The sequence below is a fragment of the Ralstonia insidiosa genome (assembly GCF_008801405.1).
Lineage (GTDB): Bacteria > Pseudomonadota > Gammaproteobacteria > Burkholderiales > Burkholderiaceae > Ralstonia > Ralstonia insidiosa.
The window spans coordinates 1-17,078 of the sequence record NZ_VZPV01000001.1 but is presented as its reverse complement, the minus strand read 5'-3'; the positions used below and the strand labels follow the sequence as shown (position 1 = coordinate 17,078).

General features: G+C 64.9%; 15 protein-coding genes. 3 read left to right on the top strand and 12 right to left on the bottom strand.

Annotated elements, in window-relative coordinates:
• Window positions 1-3: 3 nt before the first annotated feature.
• Both tcuC and F7R11_RS00070 read right to left on the bottom strand, forming a co-directional pair.
• Complete coding sequence (tcuC, locus tag F7R11_RS00075) at window positions 4-1,305, bottom strand: MFS transporter (protein ID WP_021197328.1); 1,302 nt, start codon at window positions 1,303-1,305, stop codon at window positions 4-6.
• A gap of 8 nt (window positions 1,306-1,313) precedes the next feature.
• The gene (locus F7R11_RS00070) at window positions 1,314-2,558 is read right to left on the bottom strand and encodes an AGE family epimerase/isomerase (RefSeq protein WP_104577694.1); all 1,245 of its coding nucleotides are present in this window, start codon (window positions 2,556-2,558) and stop codon (window positions 1,314-1,316) included.
• A gap of 214 nt (window positions 2,559-2,772) precedes the next feature.
• Between F7R11_RS00070 and F7R11_RS00065 the strand changes: the two genes are divergently transcribed.
• Window positions 2,773-4,386 carry an OpgD/OpgG family glucan biosynthesis protein gene (locus F7R11_RS00065; RefSeq protein ID WP_104577616.1) on the top strand — a complete coding sequence of 538 codons (1,614 nt, stop codon included), beginning with the start codon at window positions 2,773-2,775 and terminating at the stop codon, window positions 4,384-4,386.
• 262 nt (window positions 4,387-4,648) lie between these two features.
• Here the strand turns inward: F7R11_RS00065 and F7R11_RS00055 are convergent, their stop codons facing one another.
• From F7R11_RS00055 to glpD, 9 genes are all read right to left on the bottom strand, one after another.
• Window positions 4,649-5,275 carry a DUF1415 domain-containing protein gene (locus tag F7R11_RS00055; RefSeq protein ID WP_064805502.1) on the bottom strand — a complete coding sequence of 209 codons (627 nt, stop codon included), beginning with the start codon at window positions 5,273-5,275 and terminating at the stop codon, window positions 4,649-4,651.
• Between the two features lie 123 nt (window positions 5,276-5,398).
• Window positions 5,399-6,910, bottom strand: coding sequence for a glycerol kinase GlpK (gene glpK / locus F7R11_RS00050; RefSeq protein ID WP_064805500.1), 1,512 nt, complete (start codon window positions 6,908-6,910; stop codon window positions 5,399-5,401).
• A gap of 114 nt (window positions 6,911-7,024) precedes the next feature.
• Window positions 7,025-8,761: an ABC transporter substrate-binding protein gene (locus F7R11_RS00045; RefSeq protein WP_064805498.1), complete on the bottom strand. Its 1,737-nt coding sequence runs from the start codon at window positions 8,759-8,761 to the stop codon at window positions 7,025-7,027.
• Between the two features lie 161 nt (window positions 8,762-8,922).
• Window positions 8,923-9,204, bottom strand: coding sequence for a DUF2160 domain-containing protein (locus F7R11_RS00040; protein ID WP_021197334.1), 282 nt, complete (start codon window positions 9,202-9,204; stop codon window positions 8,923-8,925).
• A gap of 27 nt (window positions 9,205-9,231) precedes the next feature.
• Complete coding sequence (locus F7R11_RS00035) at window positions 9,232-10,068, bottom strand: carbohydrate ABC transporter permease (RefSeq protein ID WP_064805496.1); 837 nt, start codon at window positions 10,066-10,068, stop codon at window positions 9,232-9,234.
• Complete coding sequence (locus F7R11_RS00030) at window positions 10,061-10,951, bottom strand: carbohydrate ABC transporter permease (RefSeq protein WP_004637132.1); 891 nt, start codon at window positions 10,949-10,951, stop codon at window positions 10,061-10,063. Before F7R11_RS00030 ends, F7R11_RS00035 begins: the two co-directional genes overlap by 8 nt.
• A complete protein-coding gene (locus F7R11_RS00025; protein WP_064805494.1) occupies window positions 10,948-12,057 on the bottom strand; it encodes an ABC transporter ATP-binding protein in 1,110 nt (369 codons plus the stop codon). The genes F7R11_RS00030 and F7R11_RS00025 overlap by 4 nt, the downstream gene beginning before the upstream one ends.
• Complete coding sequence (locus F7R11_RS00020; protein WP_064805492.1) at window positions 12,044-13,162, bottom strand: ABC transporter ATP-binding protein; 1,119 nt, start codon at window positions 13,160-13,162, stop codon at window positions 12,044-12,046. Before F7R11_RS00020 ends, F7R11_RS00025 begins: the two co-directional genes overlap by 14 nt.
• A gap of 86 nt (window positions 13,163-13,248) precedes the next feature.
• Window positions 13,249-14,826 (bottom strand): glycerol-3-phosphate dehydrogenase, encoded by a 1,578-nt coding sequence (gene glpD / locus F7R11_RS00015; RefSeq protein WP_064805490.1) that lies wholly within the window; start codon window positions 14,824-14,826, stop codon window positions 13,249-13,251.
• Between the two features lie 153 nt (window positions 14,827-14,979).
• Between glpD and F7R11_RS00010 the strand changes: the two genes are divergently transcribed.
• The gene (locus F7R11_RS00010) at window positions 14,980-15,759 is read left to right on the top strand and encodes a DeoR/GlpR family DNA-binding transcription regulator (protein ID WP_064805488.1); all 780 of its coding nucleotides are present in this window, start codon (window positions 14,980-14,982) and stop codon (window positions 15,757-15,759) included.
• Between the two features lie 124 nt (window positions 15,760-15,883).
• Complete coding sequence (locus F7R11_RS00005) at window positions 15,884-16,744, top strand: CHAD domain-containing protein (protein ID WP_064806473.1); 861 nt, start codon at window positions 15,884-15,886, stop codon at window positions 16,742-16,744.
• 63 nt (window positions 16,745-16,807) lie between these two features.
• Here the strand turns inward: F7R11_RS00005 and F7R11_RS27145 are convergent.
• The coding region (locus F7R11_RS27145; RefSeq protein ID WP_211368862.1) for a hypothetical protein at window positions 16,808-17,078 on the bottom strand (271 nt) is incomplete at its 5' end.

The window sequence follows — 17,078 nt, the reverse complement described above, 5'->3', positions numbered from 1 at the left end:
CGATCAGGCGGCGGGAGCGGTGCCCGCGCCGTGCACGTGCTTGCCGGCCGGCTTGACGATGGCCAGCGTGGCAATCAGCCCGCACAGCGCCGCAAACGACACCCACACGCCCGGCATCGCCTTGTTGCCCGTCTCGTGGATCAGCCACGTGACAATCGCCGGGGTGAAGCCGCCGAAGATGGCTGTGGCCAGGCTGTACGCCAGCGAGAAGCCGGTGGTGCGCACTTCCGGCGGCATGATCTCGGTGAGCGTGACGACCATCGCGCCGTTGTAGCTGCCGTACAGGAACGACAGCCACAGCAGCACCGTCAGCATGCGGGCGAACGACGGCTCGCTCACCAGCCACACCATCGCCGGATAGGCGGTCACCAGCATCAGCACGGTGAAGAGGATCAGCAGCGGGCGTCGGCCGACACGGTCAGACACCGCGCCCATCACCGGCAGCCAGAAGAAGTTGGACGCACCCACGCACAGCGTGACGATCAGGCTGTCCATGTCCGACAGGTGCAGCACGCTCTTGCCAAAGGTCGGCGTGTAGGCGGTGATCAGGTAGAACGACACCGTGGTCATCACCACCATCAGCGTGCCGGCACCCACCAGGCGCCAGTTCTGGCCCATCGAGCGGAACACGGCGGCCAGGTCAGGACGGTGCTTGCGCTTCTGGAACTCTTCCGTCTCTTGCAGCGAGCGGCGGATGATGAACAGGAACGGCACGATCAGACAGCCGATGATGAACGGCACGCGCCAGCCCCATGCGCTCATCTCAGACGGCGGCAGCAGCACCGACATCAGCACGCCCAGCAGCGCGGCAAACATCACCGCCACCTGCTGGCTGGCCGATTGCCAGCTCACGAAGAAGCCCTTCTTGCCCGGGGTAGCGATTTCGGCCAGGTAGACCGACACACCGCCCAGTTCCACGCCGGCCGAGAAGCCCTGCAGCAGGCGCCCGACCAGCACCAGCAGCGGTGCCGCCAGCCCGATGGTGGCGTAGCCCGGCACCAGTGCGATCAGCAAGGTGCCGCACGCCATCAGCGCCAGCGTCACGATCAGGCCCACGCGTCGGCCGTGGCGGTCGATGTAGGCGCCCAGGAAGATCGCCCCCAACGGCCGCATCAGGAAGCCGGCGCCAAACGTCACCAGCGACAGCATCAGCGAGAGGAACTCGTTGCCGGCGGGGAAGAAGGTGTCGGCAATGGCCTTGGCGTAGTAGCCGTAGACCATGAAGTCGTACATTTCCAGGAAGTTGCCGCTGACCACCCGGAAGATGGCGCGGGCCTTGGATTCGTTGGGGTTATGGGTATGCATGGGGTGCCTCACTCGACAGCTTGGGTACAACGTGAAGGTGACTCGGACAGGGTGGTACGGGCCGCCTCGTAAAAGGTGGTGATGTGGTACGGGGTGCTCGACGGCATGTCGGCGCGCAGGCTCTGGCCAGTCGCGTCGATCACCTCATGCCAGCCGTGCGCATGCAGAAAGCGTGCGGACCATGTCGGCAGCATGTGCGCGAGCATCGCGCCGTGGGTTTCAGTGCACAGGGCGAGGGCACGGCCGTATTCGGTCTGGGCCCAGATGCGCTGGCTGGCGTCGCGCATCGTGCCGTCCAGGCCGAGGGCGAGGCACACGCCTTGTGTGCGGGGGTCGACCCCCAGGTTGCAGGCGGCATCAACGGCGCGGCCGAGCGTTTCGGCCAGGTGTCGGCCGGCATCGGAACGGGCGAACACGTCGGCGTGTGCACGTACGAGGTAGAACCATTCGAACTGGTGGCCGGGCTCGATGCGGTTGTCGGGGCTGGTCTCGTCGACCGGCAATTCAGTGATGCTGCCCGTGCGCGCATCAATGAAGCGCGCGAGGATGCCCTCGGCCAGCGCGCGCACGCCGGCTTCGGCCCAGGCAGGCGGTTCGTCCAGCGCGGCAGCGGCCAGGTAGGCCTCGGTCAGGTGCATCACCGGGTTTTGCGCAACGCCCGCCTGGGGCACGGCAAATGCCGCATCCATGGCCGCCACCGGCAGGGCGGCGGTATTCGTCTCCGTGCCCGCACGGGCAAAGCGGCGTGCGATCACCTCGTGCGCGTCGTCCATCAGGGCGGCGGCGCGCGGGTCATCGCTCACGGCCAGCCAGTGGGCGGCCGCGAACAGCACGAAGGCGTGCGTATACAGATCCTTGGTGGTGTCCTGCGGGGCGAGCGCGCTGTCGATCGAGAACAGCCAGCCGCCGTTGATGGTGTCGCGAAAGCGGGTGTCAAGTGCGTGACACAGCGCGGCGGCGCGTTCGGCGCACAGCGCCTGGTGCCGCGTCGAGAGCCGCGTGGCGCGCGCCAATGTATACAGTTGCCGCGCGCAGGCCATCGCGCGGTAGCGCGACGTCGACGCCGGCACCAGCGTGCCGTTCTCGACGATCAGCGCCTCATAGCAGAGGCCCGCCTGCGCGTTCCAGCCGGGCCCGAGCCACATGGGCAGCAGGACGTCGTCGTAGAAACGGTCGAATGCCTCCAGCGCGACCGTCACATCGGACGATTGAGCCGTGTCAGGCAGCGAAGACGTGGAAAACGTTGGAAACATGTGCGCCGTGAGGATCGTGGCGGGAACACCGGACAGCCGGGCCAACGCTCGGCGGGGCCTGAATTGTGCGCCAATTGAAGAATAGGCGCCACGCGGATTGGCCCCAATCCCGGTTTTGGTGAAGGGTTGTGGGTCCAATGAAAGGTTTCTTGCGGGATGCTGCCTGGGCGGGCGTTTATGCGAAGATGGCTCACCCCTGGCTTCGCCTTGATCCATGCATCGTCGCGACCTGCTCAAGCAGTTGGCCGCCGGGCTGCTTGCCCTGGCCCCCGGTTTGTCCCGTAGCGCAGCCGCCGGCAGCCCGCTCGGCGCTCCGGAACCGTTTGATGAAACCCGCCTGCTGGCGCGTGCTCGTGCGCTGGCCGCCCGGCCCTATCGCCCGCGCAGCACGCAGCTTCCCGCGCCGCTGGCCACGCTCGGGTGGGACGGCTACCAATCCATCGGCTACCGCGCCGACCACGCTCTTTGGGCCGGGCAGCGCCTGCCGTTCGAGGCGCGTTTCTTCCACCTGGGGCTGTTCTTCAAGTCACCCGTGCGCATGCACGAGGTGGTGGATGGCCAGGCGCGCCTGATTGCCTATGACCCGGCCATGTTCGACTACGGCCGGAGCGGGCTGGATCACCAGTCGTTGCCGGCCGACCTTGGTTTTGCCGGCTTTCGGCTGACCACCAAGGCTGACCCGACGCGCGATGTGGCGGCCTTCCTGGGCGCCAGCTATTTCCGCGCCGTGGGTGGGCAGTGGCAATACGGCATGTCGGCGCGTGGGCTGGCGATCGATACCGGTCTGCCGCGTGCCGAGGAGTTTCCGGATTTCACCGAGTTCTGGCTGGTGCGCCCGCCGGCCGATGCCGAGGTGTTGCGCGTCTATGCGCTGCTGGATTCTCCCAGCGTGGCCGGGGTCTACCGCTTCGACATCCGCCCGGGTGACACCCTGGTGATGGACGTGCAGGCCTCGCTCTTCGTGCGCAAGCCGATCGAGCGGCTGGGCATTGCGCCGCTCACCAGCATGTTCCTCTACGGGGAGAACGATCGCACCGACCGCGCCGGGGATCGCCGCAGCGCCGCCCGCCGCTGGCGTGCCTCGGACTGGCGGCCCGAGATCCACGATTCCGACGGTCTGGCCATCTGGCGCGGCTCGGGCGAATGGATCTGGCGGCCGCTGGCCAACCCGCCCATCCTGCGCAGCCAGCGCTTTGCCGACGACAACCCACGCGGTTTCGGCCTGCTGCAGCGCGATCGCAACCCTGATCACTATCAGGACGACGGCGTGTTCTATGAGAAGCGCCCGAGCGTGTGGGTCGAGCCCACGCATGGCTGGGGGGAAGGGGCGATCGAGCTGGTCGAACTGTCGGCCAATGACGAGACCTTCGACAACATCGTCGCCTTCTGGCGGCCAGCCGTGGCGCCGCAGGCTGGGCAGGAATTGGCCTTCGGCTATCGGCTGACTTGGGGGGCGCAGCCTGCCGCCGCTTCGCCGTTGGCACGGGTGGTGGCAACGCGCACGGGGATCGGCGGCGTGGTCGGGCAACCGCGTAAGTATTTCTCCTGGCGCTTTGTGGTCGATTTTGCGGGTGGGGAGTTGTCGCGGTTGGGGCGCAGCACGGCGGGGTCGACCGTCGAGCCGGTCATCCGTGCCTCGCGGGGGCGGGTGGAGATTGCTTCGGCGCGGCCGCTGGCCAGTATCGATGGGGTGCGGGCGATGTTTGATGTGGTGCCGGATGCGAGCAATGCGCCGATTGATTTGTCGCTGACATTGCAATCGGGGGAGCGGTTGCTTTCTGAGACGTGGATGTATCAGTGGACGCCGCCGGGGGATCGGGCTGTTTGATTTTTTGTTGGTGGTTTGCTGATGTTTCGTCCCCTGCCGGGGCCGACTCACTTTTCTTGTCTTGCCAAGAAAAGTAAGCAAAAGAAGGCGCGCCCGAGATGGCGACCCCCTCCTTGGATTTTTGTCGCGGGGAGGGGAAGGAGCCAAACTCGCTGCGCTCAGACAAGGCTCCTTCCTTTTTCCTCCCCGCAACAAAAATCCAAGGCGCCATCAAGGGCAGGGTACGGCCACACCGTCTGGGCATTAGCGCGGTCGCTGGACTTTAATCGTGGTGCGGCTTCTCGCTGAACTTCGCCACCATCTCCGCCCAACCTTCCGGCCCCAGCCGTTCCATCGTCGCGATGTTCCGCTCGTAGATGTCCGCTGCATCGGGTACGGCTGCGGCGGCGCGGGCGATGCTGTCTTCGCGCAGCAGGTGCAGGATCGGGGCGGGGGCGCGGTTGGTGGCGTTGGCGATGTCGTCCGGGTCGGCATCGGCGAAGACGAAATCGGGGTGGAAGCTCGCGAGTTGCAGCTCGCCCTCGAAGCCGGCCTTGGCTAGCAGCGCTTCGGCGCGTTCGGTGAGGGTGTGGAAGTCGAAGAAGTCGGCCAGCGCGGGAACGAGCAGCAATGTGGTGTCGATTTCAGCGGCGGGCGTGGTGTGCAGCAGATCGGCTTCGGCGCGCAGGTGGTCGAGCACGTCGCCGTCCATCGTGGCGCGGCTGACCACGTAGCGCACCTGCCGTTTGACGTACACGGCCTTGGCGAACGGGCACAGGTTCAGGCCGATTACGGCGTCTTCCAGCCAGCGCTGCACGTTTGCCACATGGTCGGCGGCCGCCTCATTGCTGAGCGACAGGGCATCGGCTGGCGGGTCGAGCAGGATGAAATCGAGAGCGGAGTCGGACACGGCGCAAGCGGAGGGGAAACCAGCGCGCAGTGTAGTCGATGACCTGCGCGCACCGGTTGTACGGGTTGCACGATAAAAAAGGCGACCCGAGAGTCGCCTTTTTCGTGCCGGATGGAGGGCCGCTCAGTGCCCGCGCGAGGCCGTGGGCAGGCGTACCTGCGCAACCGCCATTTCCCACTGCGCGATGCGGCTGAGCGCTTCGTCCCGGCTGATGACCGGGTGGAAGGTGCGGGAGGCACGCCATTGCTGCGCGACCTCGTCTTCGCCCCGGTAGAAGCCGGTGGCGATGCCGGCCAGGTACGCGGCGCCAAGAGCGGTGGTCTCGATGATCTCCGGGCGCACGACCGGAATGCCCAGCAGGTCGGCCTGGAATTGCAGCAGCAGGTTGTTGGCCGACGCACCGCCATCCACGCGCAACTCCGAAATGGTGGACACGGCGTCGCGCGTCATGGCTTGCAGCAGGGCGGTGCTCTGGAAGGCAATCGACTCCAGCGCCGCCCGTGCGATGTGGCCGATGGTCGTGCCGCGCGACAGGCCGACGATGGCGCCTTGCGCGGTTGGGTCCCAGTACGGCGCACCGAGGCCGGTGAACGAAGGCACGAACACCACGCCGCCAGAATCGGGCACCGAGGCGGCCAGGCCTTCCACATCCGCCGAGCGCTGGATGGCGCGCAGGCCGTCGCGCAGCCACTGCACTACCGCGCCGCCGACGAACACGCTGCCTTCCAGGGCGTAGCTGCGCTTGGTGCTGCTCTGGCAGGCGGCCGTGCTGATCAGGCCGTTGTGCGATTGCACCGCCTTGTCGCCCGTGTTGAGCAGCATGAAGCAGCCGGTGCCGTAGGTGTTCTTGGCCATGCCGGGTTTGAAGCAGGCCTGGCCGAAGAGGGCCGATTGCTGGTCGCCCGCAATGCCGCCGATGGTGAGCGAGGCGCCGAGCCAGTCGGCATCGGTCTGCCCGAACTGGTACGCAGACGGATGCACCTCGGGCAGCAGGCTCGGGTGGATGTCGAGCGCACGCATGAGGTCTTCATCCCACTGGCCGGTGTGGATGTTCCACAGCATCGTGCGCGAGGCGTTGGACACGTCCGTCACATGCAGGCGGCCGCGCGTGAGTTGCCACACGATCCAGCTGTCGACGGTGCCGAAGGCGAGTTCGCCACGCGCGGCGCGCTCGCGGGCGCCATCGACGTGGTCAAGAATCCAGCGCAGCTTGGTGGCGGAGAAGTACGGATCGATCACCAGGCCGGTGCGCTTGCGCACTTCGTCTTCCAGGCCTTCGGCGCGCAGGCGTTCGCAGATGCTCTCGGTGCGGCGGTCCTGCCACACGATCGCGTTGAAGATGGGTTTGCCGGTGGCGCGTTCCCACACCACGGTGGTTTCGCGCTGGTTGGTGATGCCCAGCGCGGCCACATTGGTCGCGATATTGGCGGCCGTCAGCTTGGCTTGTTCGAGTGCGGCGCGGCAGGTGGCGAGCTGGCTGTTCCAGATGTCGAACGGGTCGTGCTCAACCCAGCCGGGCTGCGGAAATTGCTGCGGAAACTCCTGCTGGGCGCTGGCCACGATCTGGCCGGCACGGTTGAAGACGATGGCACGTGAGCTGGACGTGCCCTGGTCGAGCGCGAGGAGGTATTCCATAAGACAGATTCAGTAAGCCGCCGGGGCAGCGTGAACTGGCCCGGCGGTGGGTGAAACGGAAGCAGGCATGGTAGCCCGCCGGTCGAGGGTGAGTCGATCCGGCGGAGACCTAAATTAACGAACCTTGCCTTCCTTCCAGGCGGCCAGCAGCTTGTCGTAGGCCACCGTCTCGCCCTTCGGACGCTCGTTGTCGAGCTTCTTCCACGGGGCGTGCTCCGCCGACAGCCACTTGGACGGATCGCTTTCCGGGTTCAGCTTGGGCGCGCAGTTCTTCATGCCGGCGCGCTGCAGGCGACCCATCACCTGATCCATTTCCTTGGCCAGGTTGTCCATCGCGGCTTGCGGGGTCTTCTCCGCGGTCACGGCCGTGGCGACGTTCTTCCACCAGAGCTGGGCCAGCTTCGGATAGTCGGGCACGTTGTTGCCGGTCGGCGTCCAGGCCACGCGGGCCGGGCTGCGGTAGAACTCGATCAGGCCGCCGTACTTGGCTGCGTTCTTGGTGAAGTAGTCGCTGTGGATGTCGGAATCACGAATGAACGTGAGGCCGGTGATCGACTTCTTGAGCGACACGGTCTTCGACGTGACGAACTGGGCGTACAGCCACGCAGCCGAGCGGCGCTCGAACGGGGTGGACTTGAAGAACGTCCACGAGCCGACGTCCTGGTAGCCGTTCTGCATGCCGTCCTTCCAGTACGGGCCGTGCGGCGACGGCGCCATGCGCCACTTGGGTGAGCCGTCGGCGTTCACGACCGGGCCCGGCTTGGTCATCGGCGCGGTGAAGGCGCTGTACCAGAACACCTGCTGGGCGATGTGGCCTTGTGCGGGCACCGGACCGGCTTCGTTGAAGGTCATGCCGGTCGCCTCGGGCGGGGCGTACTTCTTCATCCAGTCGATGTACTTGGTGAGGGCGTACACGGCAGCCGGGCTGTTGGTGGCACCGCCACGCGACATCGAGGCGCCCACCGGTGCGCAGCCTTCCACGCGGATGCCCCATTCGTCGACCGGCAGGCCGTTCGGGATGCCCTTGTCGGCGGAGCCGGCCATCGACAGCCACGCATCGGTAAAGCGCCAGCCCAGCGACGGATCCTTCTTGCCGTAATCCATGTGGCCGTAGACGCGCTTGCCGTCCAGTTCCTTCACGTCGTTCGTGAAGAAGTTGGCGATGTCTTCATAGGCCGTCCAGTTGACGGGCACGCCCAGGTCGTAGCCGTACTTGGCTTTGAACTTCTCCTGCAAGTCCTTGCGGGCGAACCAGTCGGCGCGGAACCAGTACAGGTTGGCGAACTGCTGGTCGGGCAGCTGATACAACTTGCCGTCCGATGCCGTGGTGAAGCTCGTGCCGATGAAATCTTTCAGGTCCAGGCCCGGGTTGGTGAACTCCTTGCCTTCACCGGCCATGTAGTCCGACAGCGGCATCACGACGCCGTAGCGGTAGTGCGTGCCGATCAGGTCGGAGTCGGAGATCCAGCCGTCATAGATGCTCTTGCCGGATTGCATCGAGGTCTGCAGTTTTTCGACGACATCGCCTTCCTGCATGATGTCGTGCTTGACCTTGATGCCGGTGATCTCTTCGAAGGCCTTGGCCAGCGTCTTCGATTCGTAGGCATGCACGTCGAGCGTTTCCGACACGACGTGGATCTCGGTCACGCCCTTGGCCTTGAGCTTGGCCGCGGCGTCGATGAACCACTTCATTTCCGCCATCTGCTTGTCTTGCGACAGCGTGCTGGGCTGGAATTCGCTGCTGACCCACTTCTTGGCTTCGGCTTCGCCGGCGTGTGCTGCGCCGACCGCCAGGGCGCTTGCCAGTGCAATAGCACTGAACTGAAGCGTCATGCGCCAGGATGTTTTCATTGGTATCTCCTCGTGCTTGTTGGCTTGTTGTTCTCCCCGCAGCGAAAACATCCGGCATTCCGACGCGGGGAGCGTGATGGAATGCCTGTGCCCGTACGTCATTTGGGCGTGGAAGCGTCAACCCGTACTGACGCCTCCGGACCTACGAAACCGATTGCGCGTCAACCGCGCCACATGATCAGAACCAACACCACCATCGAGGCGATGAAGCCGCCCCAGGCACCGGTCTCTTCCGACGTGAGCCCGACCCACGCCAGGTTGATATAGGCCGCGGTCAGCAACCCGATGAAGAGGCGGTCGCCGCGCGTGGTGGCAATGGGCAGGAAGCCCTTGCGCTCCACGGTCGGGCGGGTCACTTCCCACACCGTCATGCTGGCCAGCATCAACGCGATGCAGGCAAAGAAAGTCGCCACTTCGGGCGTCCAGGCCATCCAGCTGAACATGGCTGTGTCTCCTGTACTTTTCGTTCTTTAGACGCGGCCCATCGCGAAGCCCTTCGCGATGTAGTTCCGCACAAACCAGATCACCAGCGCGCCGGGAATGATCGTCAGCACACCGGCCGCCGCCAGCACGCCCCAGTCCATGCCCGAAGCCGACACCGTGCGCGTCATCACCGCGGTGATCGGCTTGGCATCCACCGAGGTGAGCGTGCGCGCGAGCAGCAGCTCCACCCAGCTGAACATGAAGCAGAAGAACGCTGTCACGCCCACGCCCGCCTTGATGAGCGGCAGGAAGATCTTCAGGAAGAACGCGGGGAAGCTGTAGCCGTCGATGTAGGCCGTCTCGTCAATCTCGCGCGGGATGCCGGACATGAAGCCCTCCAGAATCCACACCGCCAGTGGCACGTTGAACAGCATGTGCGCCAGCGCCACGCCCAGGTGCGTATCCATCAGGCCGACCGTTGAATACAGCTGGAAGAACGGCAGCAAGAACACCGCGGGCGGCGTCATCCGGTTGGTCAGCAGCCAGAAGAACATGTGCTTGTCGCCCAGGAAGCGGTAGCGCGAGAAGGCGTAGGCCGCCGGCAGCGCCACCACGGTCGAGAGCACCGTGTTCATCGTCACGTAGATGATGGAGTTGATGTAACCCCAGTACCACGATGGGTCCGTGAAGATGATCTTGTAGTTGTCGAACGTGACGAGCTTCGGCCAGATCGAGAAGCCGGCCAGCGTCTCCTCGTTGGTCTTGAGCGACATGCTCAGCATCCAGTACAGCGGCAGCACGGCAAACGCCACGTAGATGACGAGCGTGATGGCGCGGGCGATCTTGCGCTGGTGCTCGTTGTTCTTGCTTGTCGGATTACGCATGGTCGTCTCCCACGGCCGTGCTGGCACTGCCCATGCGCTGCATCCAGTTGTAGAGGACGAAGCAGAACAGCAGGATGATGAGGAAGTACACGATCGAGAACGCTGCCGCCGGGCCCAGATCGAACTGACCCACCGCCTTCTGCGTCAGGTACTGCGACAGGAAGGTCGTGGCATTGCCGGGGCCGCCGCCGGTGAGCACGAACGGCTCGGTGTAGATCATGAAGCTGTCCATGAAGCGCAGCAGCACGCCGATCATCAGCACGCCGCGCATCTTCGGCAGCTGGATGTAGCGGAACACGGCCAGGCGGCTCGCGCCGTCAATCTCGGCGGCCTGGTAGAACGCATCCGGGATCGAGCGCAGGCCGGCATAGGCCAGCAGCGCCACCAGCGGCGTCCAGTGCCACACGTCCATGATAAGCACGGTGATCCACGCGTCGAACGAGTGCGACGTGTAGTTGTAGTCGATGCCCATCTGGTTGAGCCAGTAGCCGGCCAGACCGATGTCCGAGCGCCCGAAGATCTGCCAGATCGTGCCGACCACGTTCCAGGGAATCAGCAACGGCATCGCCAGCACCACCAGCGCCGCCGACGCCTTCCAGCCCTTGGACGGCATCGACAGCGCCAGGCCGATGCCCAGCGGAATCTCCACCGCCAGCACGCACAGCGAGAAGATCAGCTGGCGGGTGAGGGCGTCCTGCAGATCGCCATCACGCAGGATCTGGCGGAACCAGTCCACGCCCACGAACACGTGCTGCTCGGGGCTGATGATGTCCTGCACCGAGTAGTTCACCACCGTCATCAGCGGCAGGATGGCGGAGAACGCCACGCACAGAAACACCGGCAGGATCAGGAACCACGCCTTGTTGTTGAGCGGCTTGTTCATCGGCCGATCCTCTCGTCGTCGGAGTAATACAGCGTCTGCGGCGCATCCAGGCGCAGCCACACGCGCGAATCGGTCACGCTCACTTCGTTGGGCAGCTTCGCCTTGATGGGCAGGCCGATCGTACCGTCGCCATTGCCGCCCAGACTGGCCGTCAACAACTGGTGCGTACCCAGTTGCTGCACCTGGTGCACATCCGCCGCCACCGTGCCAACTTCGCCCGGCGTGGCCAGTTGCACAAACTCCGGGCGAATGCCGAGCTTGAGCGAACCGTTTGCGTTCTTGAGCGTAGACAGCGTGTCGCGGCCCACGGACAGGCGCTGGCCAGCCAGCGAGATCACGTCGCCGTCCACCGTCACCGGGTAGAGATTCATGCCCGGGCTGCCGATGAAGTAGCCGACGAAGGTGTGGTCCGGCCGCTCGAACAGCGCTTCCGGCCCGCCTTGCTGCACCACCTTGCCTTCGGTCATGACGACGACCTCATCGGCAAAGGTCAGCGCTTCCACCTGATCGTGCGTCACGTAGATCAGCGTGAGCTTCAGTTGCTGGTGAATCTTCTTGAGCTGGCGGCGCAGTTGCCACTTCAGGTGCGGATCAATGACGGTGAGCGGCTCATCGAACAGGATGGCCGCCACGTCCTTGCGCACCAGGCCGCGGCCCAGCGAGATCTTCTGCTTGGCATCCGCCGCCAGGCCCGAGGCGCGGCGCTTGAGTGCGTGCTGCAGCTCAAGGATCTCGGCGACTTCCTCCACGCGCTTCTTCACTTCGGCTTCCGGCGTCTTGCGATTGCGCAGCGGGAAGGCGAGGTTGTCGAACACGGTCATCGTGTCGTAGATGACCGGGAACTGGAACACCTGGGCGATGTTGCGCTCGCGCGGGCTGGCGTGCGTCACGTCCTGGCCGTCAAACAGCACCTGGCCTTCCGACGGTACCAGTAGCCCCGAGATGATGTTCAGCAGCGTGGACTTGCCGCAGCCCGACGGGCCCAGCAGTGCATAGGCACCGCCGTCACGCCACGTCATGTTCATCGGCTGCAGCGCGTAGTCGCTCAGGCTTTGCGGATTGGGGCGGTAGCTGTGCCCCAGGTTGCGGAATTCAATGCGCGCCATGTGCGTCTCCCTGCTTGGGCGCGCTCACCAGCTTGCCCGCTTCATCGAACAGGAACAGCTCGGCCGGATCGACAAACACGTCCAGTGCCGCGCCCAGCTCGAACTCATGTACGCCCGGCAACTGCGCGACCAGGCCGATGCTGTTCGACTGGCCGGCAGCATGCGCGCGCACGTGCAGATACGTTTCAGAACCCGACAGCTCGGCCAGTTCCACCGTGCCTGGCAGGGCGACGGCGCCACCGTTGCGCGGTGCCAGGCGGATGTGGCTCGGGCGCAGGCCGATGCGGCAGCGCGTGCCGGCCGCCATCGGCAACGGGCGCGTCCACGGCACGTCGATACCTTGCGGCAAGCGGATGTGGTTGCCCTCCGCCACGGTGGCATCCAGCACGTTCATCGGCGGGTCGTTGAAGATGGCCGCCGCGTTGACCGACACCGGCACCTCATACATATCGAGCGTCGGGCCCGACTGCAGCACGCGGCCTTCATGCATGACGACGGTGTGACCGCCCAGCAGCAGCGCTTCCTGCGGCTCGGTGGTGGCGTACACCACGGTCGTACCGCCATCGGCAAAGAGCGAGGCCAGTTCGGCGCGCAGTTCTTCGCGCAGCTTGTAGTCGAGGTTGACCAGCGGTTCGTCCAGCAGCACCAGCGGCGCGCGCTTGACCAGCGCCCGCGCCAGCGCGCAACGCTGCTGCTGGCCACCCGACAGCTCCGCCGGCAGGCGTTGCAGCAGGTGTTCGATATGCAGCTTGGCGGCGACGGCACGCACGCGCGTATCGATCTCGCCCTTGTTGGTGCCCTGCAGACGCAGCGGCGACGCGATGTTGTCGAACACCGTCATCGCCGGGTAGTTGATGAATTGCTGGTACACCATCGCCAGATTGCGATCGCGTACACCGACGCCCGTCACGTCCTTGCCATCGACCAGCACACGGCCGGTGGTCGGCCGGTCCAGCCCGGCCATGATGCGCATCAGCGTGGTCTTGCCGGCTTGCGTCGGCCCGAGCAGCACGTTGATCGCGCCGGGCGCCAGCCGCAGGCTGGTCGGGTACAGATGTGTCTGCGCCCCGACCATGGCCGTAACCTGGTCCAGTTCCAGAATCAATTGTGTCTCCCGTCTTTGTACTTCTCTACAGCTTGATCTTTCGGGCCCCCCGGCCCGTGTGCTGCTTTGTCGCCGACCTCTGGGGATCAGGGGGCTTGCTCTGCGGCCGGGGCGGCTTCGTTGTCCGGCAGATGCCGCATCAGCCAGCCCTCCAGCCGGCTGCGATCGGCATCGCTCGCATGCAACCCCAGCTTGGTCCGCCGCCACAGGATGTCCTGCGCCGTGCGGGCCCATTCGTGTTCAACCAGGTAGCGGATTTCCGCTTCATACAGGCCGGGCGTCACCTCTGTGCCCAGGTCTTCCAGACGTGCGGCGCCGGCCAGCAACGTGTTCACGCGGGTGCCGTACTGGTGCGCATAGCGCGTGGCCAGCGTGGACGGCAGCCAAGGCAAACGTTTTTGCAGGCGCGTCACAAAATCGTCGAAGGTGTATTCGGCGACGAGTTGGCCTGGCGCTTCCAGGTCGCCGCCCGGCAGGGAGGCAGTCGCCGTCCACGACGGTTTGCCTGCGGCTGGCAGGTGCGGGGCCAACTGGTCCAGCGCTTCTTCGGCCAGCTTGCGGTAGGTCGTGATCTTGCCGCCCCATACATTAACGAGCGGGGCGCTGTTGCCGTCGGCGCCGGTCTCGCACTCGACCAGATAGTCGCGCGTGATGGCCGAGGCGTTGGCGGCGCTGTCATCCAGCAGCGGGCGCACGCCCGAGTACGTCCACACCACATCGGCCGGCGTGAGCTGCTGCTCAAAATAACGGCTCGCCATCTCGCACAGGTACTGGATTTCTCCGGCGTCGATGGCCACCTGGTCCACCGAGCCCTTGTATTCCAGGTCGGTCGTGCCGATCAGCGTGAAATCGTTCTGGTACGGAATCGCAAACACGATCCGCCCGTCCGGGTTCTGGAAGATATAGGCGAACGGGTGGTCGAACATCCGCCGCACCACAATATGGCTGCCCTTGATCAGGCGCAGGCCACGCGTGCTCGGCAGCGCGTGCGCGGAGCGGGCAAAGTCCGCCGCCCACGGTCCGGCCGCATTGACGATGGCCTTGGCACGCACCGAGCGGATACCGTCCGGGCCCGCCAGCGAGGCATGCCAGCCATCGGCGCGGCGCTCTGCGTTCAGGCAGCGCGTGCGGGTGAGGATGTGCGCGCCGCGGTCAGCTGCATCGCGGGCGTTGAGCACCACCAAGCGGGCGTCGTCCACCCAACCGTCGGAATAGACGAAGCCACGCGTGTAGCCTGGCTTGAGCGGCTTGCCGGCCGGATGCCGCCCCAGCTTGATCGATTCCGAACCCGGCAGAAAGCGCCGGCGCGCCAAGTGGTCATATAAGAAGAGGCCCGCGCGGATCATCCACGCCGGACGCTGCGCCGCATCGTGCGGCATCACGAAGCGCAGCGGCCACATGATGTGCGGCGCCATGCGCAGCAGCACTTCGCGCTCCTGCAGCGCTTTGCGCACGAGGCCGAATTCGTAATATTCGAGGTAGCGCAGGCCGCCGTGGATCAGCTTGGTCGAGGCCGAAGAGGTGTGCTGGGCCAGATCGTCCTTTTCACACAAGACGACCGACAGGCCACGGCCCACAGCGTCACGCGCGATACCCACGCCGTTGATGCCGCCTCCGACCACCAGCAGATCACAGTCCAGATGCGAAGCGTCAGAGAGTTGCATGGGTTGGAATCTGTTGATTTACGCGCCAATGTTTGCGAATTCTTGCGAATGGTGACGCGTTCGCGGATAGTGTAGTGAAAGGCGAAAATAAAGCAACATAGGGAATCGCCTGATCCGCTCACATATGTTCGTTTATGTTCATTTGATGCATTGATGCTTCCCCGCCACCGCCAGATCCTTGAGTACGTCCGCCAGCACGGCGATGCCTCCGTCGATGCGCTTGCCCGCGTGCTCGGCGTCACCACTCAGACCATCCGCCGCGACATCCGCCAGCTCGAAGACGAGCGCCTGCTCGCGCGCTATCACGGTGGCGTCGGCCTGCCGTCGTCGGTCGAGAACATCGACTACGACCAGCGCCAGGTTCTGCATATCGATGCCAAGCGCAGCATTGCCGAAGCCGTCGCCCGCCATGTCGAGCCCGGCCGTTCGCTCATCATCAATATCGGAACGACCACCGAAGAGATCTCCAAGGCGCTCGTTGGCCAGAACGGGCCGCGGGGTTTGCGCGTCATCACCAACAACCTGAACGTCGCCTCCATCCTGTCGGGCAGCCCGGATGCGGAAGTCATCGTCGCCGGCGGCCTCGTGCGCAACCGCGACCGTGGCATCGTCGGCGAGGCCACGATCGACTTCATGAAGCAGTTCCGGGTCGACATCGGCATCATCGGCGTCTCCAGCATCGACGAAGACGGCACGCTGCTCGACTACGACTACCGTGAGGTGCGCGTCGCCCAGGCCATCATCGAGCAGTCGCGCGAGGTTTGGCTCGCCGCCGACCACTCCAAGTTCGGCCGTCGCGCTGTGGTGCGTCTCGGTCACATCTCGCAGATCGACAAGTTCTTCACCGACGTGCCGGTGCCCGAGCCGATGGCGGAAGTCTTCCGCGCCGCTGAGGTCGACGTCGTCGTCGCCAGCGAGGCCCGGCAATCCTGAGCGTCTCGCGCGTTCTTGATCTGACGTATCGCTCAGTCTTGTCCCCGTCGACTACAGTGAAATGACAGGGCGCGCACCTCGCGTGCCCAATGCCATCCACATGACAGTCACCTTGAGGGGTGTCGTGAGCGAGCACTCACAAGCGGCAATCCTTTCGATCTTCGCGGGCATCGTCGTCGAGCACGTCGCAGCTTTGCGCGGTGCCCTGGTCAAACTGGCGGCGCGCAGGCCCAGCGACGAGGATCTCCATCAATTTCGTGTCACCCTGCGCCGGCTGCGTTCGGCCTGGGTGACCTTCGGCCCCGTCCTGCCCGAGGCTTTCGCGGCCGAATGGAAACCGCGCCTACGGGCGCTGGCGGCATCCACGGGCCCCGTGCGCGAGTGGGATGTCCTTCTATCGGATTGGCTTCCGACCGTTCAGCAGTCACTGGCCGAGGAGGATGAGGTCGGGCGCGCATGGCTTACCGTGGCAATCACCAAGGCCAAGGCCGCCCGCAGCCGATCTTGGCGATCGCTGCGAGTGGAGCTGGCATCACCTGATGTGCTGAACACGCTCGCTGGCCTGGAAAAGGCCGTCGCTCGATTCCGGCTGGAGGCTGAGGCGGGCCCATATACAGACTTTGCCCATGCTCGGGCACAGGCGCTCAGAAAGAAGCTCATCGATCGGGGGCGCAGCCCGAAGCAGGCGTCGCCCGCGCGCTTGCACCGGGCCCGCATTGCCGCGAAGCAGTGGCGCTATCTCTATGAGGCGTTCTACTTGGCGCTTGGCGCGCAAGCCCCCAAACGCTGCCATGCACATCTACGCAAGCTGCAAGACGCCCTTGGCGAGGTGCATGACGCGGCGATCTCTCTGGAGCGTGCTGCCGGGGTAGAAAAGGATGTGCCACCAGCCTCCATCGTGAGCGCGTTTCACAAGCACGCCCGCGTTGCCCGAAAGCGTGCGGCTCGGCAATTGCGCTGGATACGCGAACACCCAGCGGTCTAGCCTCTCAAAAAGTGCAGAAAGACCCCACAAAAAGAAAGGGCTTGCACAGTTCGGAAAACCTGCCTATAGTTCGCCCCTCGCTGCAAACGACAGCGCCGAAACGAAAGCGACGGCGGGGTGGTTAAGGCGGTGGAGAAGTAGTGGTGGTGCGGGTTTCCGGCCGATTGGTAGTGGTGATCGGATGGTGTCGCGGTAGTAAGTTAGCAGCGCGTTGAACGATAAAAATTCTTCAGCAAGTTGTTGACAGCGACGAAAAAGCTCTGCATAATCTCGTTTCTCTGCTGCAGCAAACGCAGCGACGCGGTGAACAAAGTTGATCGCGCAGTTCTTTAAC

Bases quoted from the DNA above. Each gene is read 5' to 3' on its own strand.
- F7R11_RS00045 (WP_064805498.1), bottom strand. From the start codon at position 8,761: ATGAAAACATCCTGGCGCATGACGCTTCAGTTCAGTGCTATTGCACTG.
- glpD (WP_064805490.1), bottom strand. From the start codon at position 14,826: ATGCAACTCTCTGACGCTTCGCATCTGGACTGTGATCTGCTGGTGGTC.
- F7R11_RS00070 (WP_104577694.1), bottom strand. From the start codon at position 2,558: ATGTTTCCAACGTTTTCCACGTCTTCGCTGCCTGACACGGCTCAATCG.
- glpK (WP_064805500.1), bottom strand. From the start codon at position 6,910: ATGGAATACCTCCTCGCGCTCGACCAGGGCACGTCCAGCTCACGTGCC.
- F7R11_RS00040 (WP_021197334.1), bottom strand. From the start codon at position 9,204: ATGTTCAGCTGGATGGCCTGGACGCCCGAAGTGGCGACTTTCTTTGCC.
- F7R11_RS00010 (WP_064805488.1), top strand. From the start codon at position 14,980: ATGCTTCCCCGCCACCGCCAGATCCTTGAGTACGTCCGCCAGCACGGC.
- F7R11_RS00030 (WP_004637132.1), bottom strand. From the start codon at position 10,951: ATGAACAAGCCGCTCAACAACAAGGCGTGGTTCCTGATCCTGCCGGTG.
- tcuC (WP_021197328.1), bottom strand. From the start codon at position 1,305: ATGCATACCCATAACCCCAACGAATCCAAGGCCCGCGCCATCTTCCGG.
- F7R11_RS00025 (WP_064805494.1), bottom strand. From the start codon at position 12,057: ATGGCGCGCATTGAATTCCGCAACCTGGGGCACAGCTACCGCCCCAAT.
- F7R11_RS00035 (WP_064805496.1), bottom strand. From the start codon at position 10,068: ATGCGTAATCCGACAAGCAAGAACAACGAGCACCAGCGCAAGATCGCC.
- F7R11_RS00065 (WP_104577616.1), top strand. From the start codon at position 2,773: ATGCATCGTCGCGACCTGCTCAAGCAGTTGGCCGCCGGGCTGCTTGCC.